Origin of the sequence: Aeromicrobium fastidiosum, assembly GCF_017876595.1 — a bacterium.
GTDB lineage: Bacteria > Actinomycetota > Actinomycetes > Propionibacteriales > Nocardioidaceae > Aeromicrobium > Aeromicrobium fastidiosum.
Map to the genome: position 1 here is coordinate 441,127 of NZ_JAGIOG010000001.1, position 12,527 is coordinate 453,653.

Annotated in this window: 13 protein-coding genes; 3 read left to right on the forward strand and 10 right to left on the reverse strand. The window is 69.1% G+C overall.

The annotated features are described in order from the left end of the window. Positions 1-11: 11 nt before the first annotated feature. Genes JOF40_RS02180 through mshA form a run of 3 tightly spaced genes read right to left on the reverse strand, consistent with a single transcriptional unit; the run spans position 12 to position 2,439 of the window. Positions 12-683, reverse strand: coding sequence for a DsbA family oxidoreductase (locus JOF40_RS02180; protein ID WP_129179690.1), 672 nt, complete (start codon positions 681-683; stop codon positions 12-14). A gap of 29 nt (positions 684-712) precedes the next feature. After that, the gene (locus JOF40_RS02185; RefSeq protein ID WP_129179692.1) at positions 713-1,207 is read right to left on the reverse strand and encodes a type III secretion system chaperone family protein; all 495 of its coding nucleotides are present in this window, start codon (positions 1,205-1,207) and stop codon (positions 713-715) included. After that, the gene (mshA, locus tag JOF40_RS02190) at positions 1,204-2,439 is read right to left on the reverse strand and encodes a D-inositol-3-phosphate glycosyltransferase (protein WP_245343087.1); all 1,236 of its coding nucleotides are present in this window, start codon (positions 2,437-2,439) and stop codon (positions 1,204-1,206) included. Before mshA ends, JOF40_RS02185 begins: the two co-directional genes overlap by 4 nt. A 94-nt stretch (positions 2,440-2,533) precedes the next feature. Here mshA and JOF40_RS02195 point away from each other — a divergent pair, with 94 nt between their 5' ends. Beyond that, positions 2,534-3,271, forward strand: coding sequence for an SDR family NAD(P)-dependent oxidoreductase (locus tag JOF40_RS02195; RefSeq protein ID WP_129179696.1), 738 nt, complete (start codon positions 2,534-2,536; stop codon positions 3,269-3,271). A 61-nt stretch (positions 3,272-3,332) separates the two neighbouring features. Here JOF40_RS02195 and JOF40_RS02200 read toward each other — a convergent pair whose 3' ends face one another. Together JOF40_RS02200 and JOF40_RS02205 are read right to left on the reverse strand one after the other, a co-directional pair. Continuing rightward, complete coding sequence (locus JOF40_RS02200; RefSeq protein ID WP_129179698.1) at positions 3,333-4,952, reverse strand: DHA2 family efflux MFS transporter permease subunit; 1,620 nt, start codon at positions 4,950-4,952, stop codon at positions 3,333-3,335. Next, positions 4,949-5,404, reverse strand: coding sequence for a MarR family winged helix-turn-helix transcriptional regulator (locus JOF40_RS02205; protein ID WP_209674327.1), 456 nt, complete (start codon positions 5,402-5,404; stop codon positions 4,949-4,951). Before JOF40_RS02205 ends, JOF40_RS02200 begins: the two co-directional genes overlap by 4 nt. A gap of 160 nt (positions 5,405-5,564) precedes the next feature. Here JOF40_RS02205 and typA point away from each other — a divergent pair, with 160 nt between their 5' ends. After that, positions 5,565-7,430 (forward strand): translational GTPase TypA, encoded by a 1,866-nt coding sequence (typA, locus tag JOF40_RS02210; protein ID WP_129179700.1) that lies wholly within the window; start codon positions 5,565-5,567, stop codon positions 7,428-7,430. Positions 7,431-7,456: 26 nt separating this feature from the next. On the opposite strand, the gene JOF40_RS02215 is transcribed toward typA, so the two are convergent. Then, complete coding sequence (locus JOF40_RS02215) at positions 7,457-8,179, reverse strand: putative endonuclease domain-containing protein (protein WP_129179702.1); 723 nt, start codon at positions 8,177-8,179, stop codon at positions 7,457-7,459. A gap of 512 nt (positions 8,180-8,691) precedes the next feature. Continuing rightward, a complete protein-coding gene (locus JOF40_RS02220) occupies positions 8,692-9,315 on the reverse strand; it encodes an alpha-ketoglutarate-dependent dioxygenase AlkB (protein WP_129179704.1) in 624 nt (207 codons plus the stop codon). 60 nt (positions 9,316-9,375) lie between these two features. Here JOF40_RS02220 and JOF40_RS02225 point away from each other — a divergent pair, with 60 nt between their 5' ends. After that, positions 9,376-9,669, forward strand: a complete 294-nt coding sequence (locus JOF40_RS02225; RefSeq protein ID WP_129179706.1) for a hypothetical protein — start codon at positions 9,376-9,378, stop codon at positions 9,667-9,669. A 37-nt stretch (positions 9,670-9,706) separates the two neighbouring features. Here JOF40_RS02225 and JOF40_RS02230 read toward each other — a convergent pair whose 3' ends face one another. From JOF40_RS02230 to JOF40_RS02240, 3 genes are all read right to left on the reverse strand, one after another. Further along, positions 9,707-11,392 carry a BCCT family transporter gene (locus tag JOF40_RS02230; protein WP_129179708.1) on the reverse strand — a complete coding sequence of 562 codons (1,686 nt, stop codon included), beginning with the start codon at positions 11,390-11,392 and terminating at the stop codon, positions 9,707-9,709. 85 nt (positions 11,393-11,477) lie between these two features. After that, positions 11,478-11,744 (reverse strand): DUF2516 family protein, encoded by a 267-nt coding sequence (locus tag JOF40_RS02235; RefSeq protein WP_129179710.1) that lies wholly within the window; start codon positions 11,742-11,744, stop codon positions 11,478-11,480. Between the two features lie 83 nt (positions 11,745-11,827). Then, positions 11,828-12,526, reverse strand: a complete 699-nt coding sequence (locus JOF40_RS02240; RefSeq protein WP_188111629.1) for a hypothetical protein — start codon at positions 12,524-12,526, stop codon at positions 11,828-11,830. Position 12,527 lies beyond the last annotated feature (1 nt).

The following is a 12,527-nucleotide window of genomic DNA, read 5'->3' on the forward strand; positions in this document are numbered from 1 at the left end:
AGCCTATGGGGTCACTCGTCCGCGGATGATTCGCCCTCGCCGCGGCGCTCGGCGTGCATCTGGCTCAGCGCCTGCACGTAGTCGTTCTGCGACTGGATGCCCTCGAGCGTCCAGCGCTGGTCGACCACGACGTACGGCAGCTGGGTGATGCCGAGCGACTGGCCGGTCTCGTTCTGCGTGCGGACCTCGTCGGCGTACTCGGTGCTCGCGAGCAGCGCCTCGGCCGTTTCGAGCTCGAGGCCGACGAGCGCAGCCCGCGTCGCGAGGGTGAACGGGTCGGCGACGTCGGCACCCTCCAGGAAGTGGGCGCGCCACAGCTGGTGGGCGAGGTCGCGCTGGAACCCCGGCCCGGCCTCGTCGGCCCAGGTCAGCAGCCGCCACGCGTCGAACGACGACGCCTCGACGGCCTCCTCGAAGTTGAGGTCGATGCCGGTGATCCTGGCGGCGGCGGTCACGCGCGCGTTGACGAGCTCGACCTCGTCGCGGCCCCCGAGACGCTCCTGCATCGCGTCGAGCAGCAGGCGTCCCTCGCTGGACGTCTCGGGCTCGAGCTGGAAGGCCCGGAACGTCATCTCGACGGGCTCACCCGTCAGGATCGAGAACATCGCCGCGGCCCGCTCGAACCGGGTGGAACCCACATAGGCCCACGGGTCGGTGACGTCGGCGAACACGATGACCTTCACGCGACGAACCTACGTGAGCGCTGGTCGCGTCACGGCCGGAGGTGCTTGAACGCGTCGAGGTTGCGGGTCGACTCGCCGCGCGACTCGCGCCACTCCCACTCCTTGCGGATCGAGGTGGCGAAGCCCAGCTCGAGGATCGTGTTGAACGACTCGTCGGCGTAGGTCAGCACCGAGCCCAGGAGCCGGTCGAGCTCGTCGGACGTGACCGACTCCAGCGGCACGCGTCCGTCGAGGTAGATGTCGCCCGCGGAGTCGACCGCGAACGCGACGCCGAACATCTTGAGGTTGCGCTCCAGCAGCCAGCGGTAGACGACCTGGTGGTTCTCGTCGGGGTTGCGGGCGACGAAGGCATGGACGCCGAGGGCATGCCGGCCGATCTCGAGGCGGCACGTCGTCTGCAGCTTGCGCTCGCCGGGCAGGGTCACCTCGAACGTGCCGGTCTGGTGCTCGGTGTAGGCCAGCTCGGCGGCCTCGAGCGTGTCGATGATGACGCGGCGGACGTCGGACGTCGGGTGCGTGGTCATGGGCGTGCCTCCTGGTGGGCGGTGACGGCCTCGCCGTAGACGGCGAGCGTGCGGTCGGCGGTGACGTCCCAGCCGAATCCCTCGGCGTGGCGGACGGCCTTGTGGCTCATCGCCTCGCGGGCGTCGGCGTCGGTCAGCAGGTGGTGGATCGCGGCGGCGTAGTCGACCGGGTCGTGGCCGTCGACGAGGACGCCGGTGACGCCGTCGGCCACCGACGTGACGAGCCCGCCGACCCGGGCGGCGACGACGGGCGTGCCACAGGCCTGGGCCTCGATCGCGACGAGCCCGAACGACTCGTTGTGCGAGGGCACGCAGACCACGGACGCCGCGGCGTACCAGTCGGCGAGCTCGCGCTGCGCGACCGCGGGGACGAACCGGACGACGTCCGCGATGCCGAGCTCGACCGCGAGGTCGGAGAGCGCGGACGGCTGGTCGAGCCCCGAGCCGGAGGCACCGCCCACGACCGCGACCACGAGGCGCGAGCGCAGCGCAGGATCGTCCTCGAGCATCACGGCCGCGGCGCGCAGCACGACGTCGGGTGCCTTGAGGGGCTGGATGCGTCCGGCGAACAACAGCAGCGCCGCATCGGCGGCGATGCCCAGGCGTCGGCGCGACTCGTCGTGCCGGCCCGCGCTGAACACCTCCAGGTCGACGCCCGGGTGCACGACCGCGACCCGCTCGGGTGAGGCCCCGTAGAGGTCGACGAGCTCGCGGCGCTCCTCGGCGGTGTTGGCGATCAGGCGGTCGGCGAGGCGCACGATCTCCTCCTCGCCGTAGATGCGACCGATCGGCTCGGCGGCATCCCCCTCGGCGAGCATCGCGTTCTTGACCTTGGCCATGGTGTGCATCGTGTGGACGAGGGGGACGTCCCAGCGGTCGCGGGCGACCGTCCCGACCTGTCCCGAGAGCCAGTAGTGCGAGTGGATCAGGTCGAAGTGGCCGGGCTCGCGCTCGACCTCGGCCCGCAGCACGTCCCGCACGAACGAGCACAGCTGAGAAGGGAGGTCGTTCTTCTCGAGCCCCTCGAACGGACCGGCGGCGACGTGGTGCACCCGGATGCCGGGCTCGGCGTCGTGCACCGCCGGCTGGTGGCGGGACGTCGCGCGGGTGAAGATCTCGACCTCGATGCCGCGGGCGGCGAGCTGGCGGGACAGCTCGAGCACGTAGACGTTCATGCCGCCGGCGTCACCGTCGCCGGGCTGCTCCAGCGGCGACGTGTGCGCAGAGAGCATGGCGATTCGCCTGAGCATGTGCACCCCACCTTTCGGTTCCATCGTCCCACCTGCGCCGAACCGTGCACTCGCAGCCGTCTGCGACGATGGGCACATGCCTACCGCCGTCGTCACCGGAGCCAGCAGCGGCATCGGTGCCGCCACCGCCCGAGCCCTGTCCGCCGCCGGGTTCCACGTGTTCTGCGTGGCGCGCCGCACCGATCGCATCGCGGCCCTCGCCGACGAGATCGGCGGCACGGCCGTGACGTGCGACGTGACCGACGAGGCCCAGGTCGCCGCCCTCGCCGAGGCCGTCGGGCCGACGCTCGACCTGCTGCTCAACAACGCGGGCGGCGCCCTCGGCACCGATCACGTGTCGGCCGGCGACCCCGACGACTGGCGGCGCATGTACGAGGTCAACGTCATCGGCACGCTGCTCGTCACCAAGGCGCTGCTGCCGGCCCTCGTCGCGAGCGGTGCCGGCACGCTGGTCAACCTCGGCTCGACCGCCGGGCACGTCACGTACGAGGGCGGCGGTGGCTACACCGCGGCCAAGCACGGCGTCACCGCGATGACCGAGACGCTGCGCCTCGAGCTCAACGGGCAGCCCGTGCGGGTCACCGAGATCGCGCCGGGCATGGTGCGCACCGACGAGTTCTCGCTCAACCGCTTCGGGGGCGACGAGGCTCGCGCCGACGCGATCTATGCCGGTGTGCGTGAGCCGCTCGTGGCCGACGACATCGCCGACACGATCGTGTGGGTCGCCACCCGACCCCATCACGTCAACATCGACCTGCTGGTGATCAAGCCCCTCGCCCAGGCGGCGGCTCACAAGGTGCACCGCGAGGGCTGAACCCGCCACCAACGACGACGGCCCCACCGGATCGATCCGGTGGGGCCGTCTGCGTGGCGCGTCAGTGCATCATGATCGGCGGCGTGGCACCGTCCTGGTCGTCGAGCAGGTGCGACTTCTCGCGCTTGCGCGGTAGCATCGCCACCGGCACGAGGGTCACGACCAGCACCGCGAAGGCGATCCAGTAGGACGACTGGAACGCGTCCGCGAGGTCCTGGAACCCCTGCCGCAGGACGTCCGCCGGCACGCCGAGCGCGTCGACGAGGCCCTGTCCCTGGGCGGTGTGCGAGCCTGCGGCCAGCTGGGCCGGCGTGAGCCCGCCCTCGACGCCCGGCAGCTGGTCGGATCCCGCGATGACCGAGCCGCTCTTCATGGCGTTGGTCAGCACGACCGAGATCGTCGCGATGCCGGTCGCGCTGGCGACCTGCTGCGTGACGTTGAGCAGCGTCGAGCCGCGGGCGACGTCGGACGCCTTGAGCGTCTTGAGCGCCGAGGTGAACAGCGGCATCATCGTCGCGCCCATGCCGAGGCCCGTCACGAACAGCCAGGCCATGATCGTCTGGTCGGCCGTTCCGGGATCGGTGCTGTTGGCCAGACCGAACATGCCGATCAGGATGCCGATGAAGCCGAACGGGACGATGCGCCCGACCGGCATCTTGTCGGTCAGCGCACCGGCGATCGGCATCGTCAGCATCGCGCCGATGCCCTGGGCGGCGATCAGCAGGCCGGCCTTCTTGACCGAGTAGCCGTCGACCTGCTGGAAGTAGGTCGGGACCAGCAGGAGGGCACCGAAGAACGCTGCGGCGAAGAAGAACATCGTGATGATCGAGACCGTCAGGTTGCGGTCACGGAACAGGCGCAGGTCGAGCAGCGGGTGCTCGGGCTTGAACGACCAGAACGCGAACGCGGCGATCAGCAGGACGCCGGCGATCGCCGACAGCAGCACCTTGGCCGCGAGGACCGTGCCCTCCTCGGGGATCGAGGAGACGCCGTACAGCAGCAGCGCCAGGCCGGGCGACAGCAGGATCATGCCCACGACGTCGAGCTTCTCGGTGGGTTCAGGAGCGTCCTTGGGCAGCACGCGCTGGGCGTAGAGCAGGCCGATGATGCCGATGGGCAGGTTGATCAGGAAGACCCAGTGCCACGAGGCCGCGTCGATCAGGACGCCGCCGAGGATCGGGCCGAGGATCGGTCCCAGCAGCATCGGCACGCCGAGGATCGCCATCAGGCGGCCCATGCGGTGCGGGCCGGCGGCCTTGGTCATGATCGTCATGCCGAGCGGCATGAGCATGCCGCCGCCGAGGCCCTGGAGCACACGGAAGCCGATGAGGGCCTCGATGTTCCAGGCCGTCGCGCACAGCAGTGAGCCGATCGTGAACAGCGCGATGGCGGTCATGTAGAGGCGCTTGGTGCCGAACCGGTCGGCCGCCCAGCCCGTCAGCGGGATGACTGCGGCCAGCGCCAGCATGTAGGCCGTCGCGGTCCACGCCACGGTCGAGTAGGCCAGCGGCTCGCCGTTGCTGGAGAGCTCGGTCTGGAACGTCGGCAGGGCGACGTTGACGACCGTCACGTCGAGGATCGACATGATGGCACCCAGCACGACGACGCCGGCGATCTTGAGCAGATCTGGGGTGATCTTGTCGTCGTCGGGGACGGCGACGGCGGGTTGGTCGGTGGTCATGCGGAGAGCTCCTGTTCGAGGGGGCTGCAGCGGAGCAGCGGGATGAGGGCGTCGTGGAGGCGATCGGCCTCCGCGGCGTCGAGTCGGCCGATCTGGGCACGCATGGCGTTCTTCTTGGCCTCGATGTGCGCCTCGGTGGCATCGAGCCCGGCCTGGGTGATCGTGACGAGCTTGACGCGCCGGTCGGCCGGGTTCTCGCGTCGCTCGGCCAGACCCGCCGTGACGAGCAGGTCGACCGTTCGTCCCGTCGCCGCCACCGAGAGCCGCATGCGCTCGGCCAGTGCGTGGATCGGCAGCGGGTCGGGAGCCTGGGCCAGGACGAAGATCGCCTTGACCTGGCTGAGCGACAGCTCGAGCTCGACGAAGTGGTCGACTGATTCCGAATCACCCGCAGCCATGCAGGTCGCGAAGAATCCGTGGAGTGCGTCGAAGAGTCGGTCGTGGCTTGTCACATCCCGATACTAACCCATCTGCAACTATTGCGATAACGAAATCTTTGTCACATCGCAATGAACGGGGTGTTACGCGATTAGTCGGGGCAGGTCGTCCACCCGTAGAATGGGAAGGCTCCGTCTCTGTCGAGCATTCCCCCACGCTGAGGACTTCTTTCGCATGCCCATTCGCTCCGACCTGCGCAACGTCGCAATCGTCGCCCACGTCGACCACGGCAAGACCACGCTGGTCGACGCCATGCTCCAGCAGCAGGGTCACTTCGACGAGCACCACCAGCTCACCGAGCGTGCCATGGACTCCGGCGACCTCGAGCGCGAGAAGGGCATCACGATCCTCGCCAAGAACACCGCGGTCCGCTACAACGGCCCCGGTGCCCCCGAGGGCGGCGTGACGATCAACATCATCGACACCCCCGGGCACGCCGACTTCGGCGGTGAGGTCGAGCGCGGCCTGTCGATGGTCGACGCGGTCATCCTGCTCGTCGACGCGTCCGAGGGCCCGCTGCCCCAGACCCGCTTCGTGCTGCGCAAGGCCCTCGCGGCCAAGATGCCGGTCGTCCTGGTCGTCAACAAGGTCGACCGTCCCGACTCGCGCATCGCCGAGGTCGTCGACGAGACCTACGAGCTGTTCCTCGACCTGCTCGAGGACGGCGCCAGCGAGGACGCCCTCGACTTCCCCGTCGTCTACGCCTCGGCCCGCGCCGGTCGCGCCTCGCTCAACAAGCCCGAGGACGGCGGACTGCCCGACAGCGAGAACCTCATCCCGCTGTTCCAGACCATCATGGACGCCGTGCCGGCCCCCGAGTACACCGAGGGCGCGCCGCTGCAGGCGCACGTCACCAACCTCGACGCCTCGCCGTTCCTCGGCCGCCTCGCGCTCGTCCGCGTCTTCCAGGGCACCCTCAAGAAGGGCGCGCAGGTCGCGTGGATGAAGCACGACGGCACGGTCGAGAAGGTCAAGATCACCGAGCTGCTCATCACCGAGGAGCTCGAGCGCGTGCCCGGCGAGAGCGCCGGCCCCGGCGACATCGTCGCCATCGCGGGCATCCCCGACATCACGATCGGCGAGACGCTGGCCGATCCCGAGAACCCCGTCGCGCTGCCGCTCATCACGGTCGACCAGCCGGCCATCTCGATGACGATCGGCACCAACACGTCCCCGCTCGCCGGACGCGAGAAGGGCACCAAGGTCACCGCCCGCCTCGTCAAGGACCGCCTCGACCGCGAGCTCATCGGTAACGTGTCACTCAAGGTCGTCGAGACCGAGCGTCCCGACGCCTGGGAGGTCCAGGGACGTGGCGAGCTCGCGCTGGCGATCCTCGTCGAGCAGATGCGTCGCGAGGGCTACGAGCTCACGGTCGGCAAGCCGCAGGTCGTCACACAGGAGGTCGACGGCAAGATCCACGAGCCGATGGAGCGCCTGACGATCGACGCCCCCGAGGAGTACCTCGGTGCCATCACGCAGCTGCTCGCCGTCCGTCGTGGCCGCATGGAGCAGATGATCAACCACGGCACCGGCTGGGTGCGCATGGAGTTCATCGTCCCGGCGCGCGGTCTGATCGGCTTCCGCACCGAGTTCCTCACCGACACCCGCGGCACCGGCATCGCGCACCAGACGTTCGAGAAGTACGAGCCGTGGGCCGGCGAGATCTCCACCCGCCCTTCGGGCTCGCTCGTCTCCGACCGCGCCGGCGCGGCGACGTCGTACGCGATGACCAACATCCAGGAGCGCGGCACGCTGTTCATCGAGCCCGCCACCGAGGTGTACGAGGGCATGATCGTCGGCGAGAACTCGCGCGCCGACGACATGGACATCAACATCGTCCGCGAGAAGAAGCAGACCAACGTCCGCTCCAACGCCGACGAGTTCGAGAAGCTGGTGCCGCCGCGCAAGCTGTCGCTCGAGCAGTCGCTGGAGTTCTGCCGCGAGGACGAGTGCGTCGAGGTCACCCCGGCGTCGGTCCGCATCCGCAAGATCATCCTCGACGCCACCGAGCGCAACCGCGCCAACCGCGGCAAGAAGTAACCCCACCGAGGCGGCGACCTAGTCGCCTATCCGGCGGCAGAACGGCGACCTGGTCGCCCATCCCTGTAGGGACGGGTGGCTGGGTCGCCTTTCTCGTTGTGGATGGGCGACTGACGCACCGCCCCCGCCGGGATAGGTGCGTGCAGCTCGTCCCATCGACGCCCGAAGACAGGTGCCGGACCGTCGTAGCCCAGCTCGACCATGCGTGTGTGAATCCTGCTCACCAGCGTCCGTGGTCGGGTCCTCATCTCGTGGGTGACCTGCAGGTACTCGACACCATGCCGTCGAAAGGTCGCATATCTCTGGATGTCCCGGTTGAACTGCACGATGCTCTCGGCGTGCTGGCGTCCCTCGTACTCCAGTGCCAGCATCACCTCACGAACGAGCAGGTCGACGATGCCGAGCAGCTCACCGTCGACCACGATCGAGACATTGACCTCAGGGACGGGGAGCCCCGCGAAGCCCAAGAGCAGGCGGACCTCCGACTCCGGCAAAGAGCGCGATCCTGCATCGAGGTGACGAAGCACTTGGCGCGCCTGTTGCGCACCCGGACGCCAACGATCCCTCCGGACCAGCTCCGCCAGCTCGATGATCGACAGGTGGCGACGATGGGCCAACCAGTCGCCTACCCCGATGGCATCGATCAGCCGGGCCGTTGCGCAGTACTGGATGTAGGCGGCGGCGGGGGTGAGTCCCACGTCGTCGAGCGGCGGCATCACCTTCGTGCGGTGGAGGACGACGCCGTCCATGTCGAGGTGCAGGTCGCCGCTGATCGTGAAGTGGACGGGCATGACCTCACCGATGTCGAGACCGAGGTGCTGAAGACGCGACACGTGACTGAGCTGCGCACGGTCGGGCATCGCGAGGGTCGCTGCGGTGAGCCAGTCCGCGGACGTCATCACGTGATCGCGATGCACCCACACACGCGGCAGGACACGCGTCCACGTCCGACCATCGAGCATGTGCTTCGTGAGGCCGGCCGCGGCGGCCTCCACCTGGCTGAAGGGTCGGTGACGAAACTCGGCGGGTACGAACGGTTGCGGGGGCATGCGTCCAGCACACGCCGGGTTCCAACGACGATCCAGCGGCATTCGCGGTGCTGTGGACGGCCTCCGCACATCACATCCCCTGTGGAGCGGTGCCCCTGTCGTCCATCCGTGAGGCGGAGGGGCGACTGCACGACCGCCCTTCCTGACGATCAACGACCATGTCACCGCCCGCTCCCGGGATGGGCGACCAGCGCACCGCTTCGGGGGAGGGGTCAGAGGACGCCGCGGGGGCGGAACTGGATGCTGATGCGGGGCCCGACCGGGCGGGCGGTCTTGAGGATCGCGTGGTCCCAGGTGCGCTGGCACGAGCCGCCCATCACGACGAGATCGCCGTGACCCAGCGAGAAGCCCACCTGCCGCCCTCCACCGCGCGGACGGAGCGAGAGCCGGCGAGCGGCTCCCAGCGAGACGATCGCGACCATCGTGTCGTCGCTGCGACCGCGACCGATGCGGTCGCCGTGCCACGCCACGCTGTCGCGGCCGTCGCGGTACAGGCACAGCCCCGCCGTCGCGAAGCGCTCGCCGAGCTCGGGCTCGTAGTGGTCGCCGAGCCTCTCGCGGGCCTCGAGCAGCAACGGATCGGGCAGCTGATCGCCCACCCCGAAGTGACACAGCAGCCGGGGGACGTCGACCACCCGGTCGTACATCTCACGTCGCTCCGCGCGCCATGCCACGCGATCCTGGAGCCGCAGGAACAGGTCGTCGGACCCCGCGACCCACCCGGGCAGCACGTCGACCCAGGCCCCGTCTCCCAGCACGGTTCGCTGCGGCGCGAGCCCGCCGAAGCCGGTCGCCTCGGCGACGTCGAGCAGCGATCCCTGGTAGTAGTCGGACACGAACCGATCGTACGCCTGATCGAACACATGTTCTAGAGGTCGGGGCACTAGGCTCGTGCCATGGACTCCGCCTGGGACCGACTGCTCGAGCTCGTCGAGCACCTCGCGACCGACCCCGGCGTCCCCCTCGACGCGCAGACAGAGGGCCGGCTGTCGCACCTGGCGGCCGAGGCCGTCGAGGACCGCCACATCGACATCGAGCTGCACGTCCCCGACGTGACCCGCTGGCTGGCAGGCCTCGTGACGGCGCACCGCGCGTTGCGTGAGACCCACGGCGAGGTCGATGCCGACACCGAGCTCGGCAACCTCCTGCGCATCGTCACCCGCTGGCTGCACCCCGCCCGCCCCCGCTGAGGCGAGGACGGGCAGGCAGCAGGGCGGGCGGACGCCGTCAGCTGCGGTCGGGACCGTCCGTTGAGCCGTCGGACGGCTCGGCCGCCTCGACCACGAGGACGAACTCGCCGTCGTGCTCCTCGACGCCCGTCAGCACGGCACTCTCGACCATCTCCTCGCCGAGGCGACCGCGGACGACCATCGGGTCGGTCTGCAGGTCCTTGTAGAGCGAGACGCACAGCGCCGCCATCACGAGCACGAACGGCACCGCCGCGACGATCGTGATCTGCTGCAGCCCGGTCAGCGCGTCGTCACCACCGGTGACCAGCATGATCGCCGCGACACCGCCCATGACAGAGCCCCAGAACACGACCGAGCGCTTCGACGGCTCCGTCGATCCGTGCTCGCTCAGCGTGCCCATGACGATCGAGGCCGCATCGGCGCCCGAGACGAAGAAGATGCCGACCAGCACCATGACGAGCACCGTCGTGACCGACGCCAGCGGCAGCTGGTCCAGCACCTGGAAGAGCGCCGAGTCGGTGTTGACCTCGCCTGCCGCGTCGACGAGCTTGCCGGTGGTGCGCTGGATGTCGATCGCGGTGCCGCCGAAGATCGCGAACCACACGAGGCTGACCAGCGACGGGACGATGAGCACACCCGTGACGAACTGGCGGATCGTGCGACCGCGACTGATGCGGGCGATGAACATGCCGACGAACGGCGTCCAGCTGACCCACCAGGCCCAGTAGAAGATCGTCCAGCCCGCGAGCCAGTCCTCCATGGCCTTGTCACCGCTGGCGGCGGTCCGCGACGCCATCTCGGTCATCTGCGAGGCGTAGTCGCCGAGCGCCGTGGGCAGCAGGTTGAGGATCAGCAGCGTCGGGCCGGCGATGAAGACGAATGCGGCCAGGATCAGCGCGAGCACCATGTTGGTGTTGGACAGCCACTGGATGCCCTTGGCGACGCCCGAGACCGCCGAGAAGATGAACGCGATCGTCAGCACCACGATGATCGCGACCAGCACGATCTTGCCGGGGTTGTCGACCCAGCCGTTGTACCTCAGGCCGCTGCCGATCTGCAGGGCACCGAGGCCCAGCGAGGCGGCCGAGCCGAACAGCGTCGCGAAGATCGCGAGGATGTCGATGATGCGACCGATCGGTCCGTCGGCCTTGGCCCCGATGAGCGGCCGGAAAGCCGAGGAGATGAGCTGCGAGCGCCCCTTGCGGAACGTGCCGTACGCGATCGCGATGCCGACGACGGCGTAGATCGCCCACGGGTGCAGGGCCCAGTGGAACATCGTGGTGGCCATGGCCGTCTGGAAGGCCTCGTCGGACTGCGCCTTGGACGTTCCCGGGGGCGGCGTCACGAAGTGCGACAGCGGCTCGGCGACGCCCCAGAACATCAGGCCGATCCCCATCCCGGCGCTGAACATCATCGCGATCCACGAGACGGTCCTGAACTCCGGCTCCTCGTCGTCGTCACCCAGCGGGATGCGGCCGTACTTGCTGGCCGCGAGCCAGATCACGAAGATGACGAAGAACGTCGACGACAGGACGAAGAACCAGCCGGTGTTGGCGATGACCCAGCTCTGGGCGTCGCCCGAGGCCGTGCCGAGGCTGGACGTGCTCACCAGGCCCCACAGCACGAAGGCGATCGCGATGGCACCCGTCACGAAGAAGACGACCGGATCGATCCGGTCGCGCCACGTGCGGGTCTGGTCGGAGTTGTCGAGAGTTTCGGTCATACAGGTCCCCTGATCCGTTGCTCTGGTGGTTGCCGGTCGAGAAGGCAACCACCCGACACTACGCGACGAGACGACCTGACGCGATTCAGCGGCTGACCGAGCCCCTCACCTGGGCGAGGTAGACCAGCGCGGCAACGGTGCCCACGAGGTTGAGGATCGTGAGCGGGCCCCAGAAGACGGCATGCGCCAGGACGGCGAGTCCGAGGATGATCAGCCACGTCTGCTTGGGGAGCGTGTCGAGGGACGCGAGCTGGGCTGGCCGGCGGGACACGCAGTCGACGAGGGCGAAGCCCTTGATCGCGAACAGCACGATCGTCAGGACCATCATCACGGCACCTTGCAGCTCGAACATGCCCGAAGGCTACCGGGACGACGAGAGGCGGACCCCCCTCAGGGAGTCCGCCTCGGCGTCGCGCGATCGATCGCGCTGAGGTGTCAGGCCTGGTCGGTCGACGCAGGCTTGGCGGCGGGGGCCTTCTTGGCAGCGGCCGTCGTGGTGGCGGTCGCGGTCTTCTTGGCCGCCGTGGCGGTCTTGGCGGGGGCCTTCTTGGCCGCCGTGGCGGTCTTGGCCGGAGCCTTCTTGGCCGCGGTCGCGCTCTTGGCCGGAGCCTTCTTGGCCGCGGTCGCGCTCTTGGCCGGAGCCTTCTTCGCGGCGGGGGCCTTCTTGGCCGCAGGAGCCTTCTTCGCGGCGGGAGCCTTCTTGGCGGCGGGAGCCTTCTTGGCGGCGGGGGCCTTCTTGGCCGGCTCCGGCGTCTTCTTGACCGTCGTGTCGACCGTCTCCGCGGCCTTGCGCACCGTCGTCGGCGCCTTCGACGTCACCTTGGTGACCTGCGCCTTGGCGACCGACACGTAGTCGAACGCGATCTTCTGGGCGTCGGCCGCGAAGCCCTTGGCCTGCTTGGTGACGTCCTCGACGACGTCCTCGACGCTGTCCTCGGCCTTGTCGAAGAAGTCGTCGGCCTTGCCGCGCAGGTCGGAGTAGGTGCTCGTCGCGGTGCCGAGGGCGATCTGCGCGAAGTCCTGGGCCTGCTTCTGCAGGTCGGCGATGTCGATCTTCTTGATCGTGTCGGGAAGGCCCAAGACGTCGTCGACGATGGCCTTGACCTGGGTCGTGATGGTGTCAGTGATGGTCATG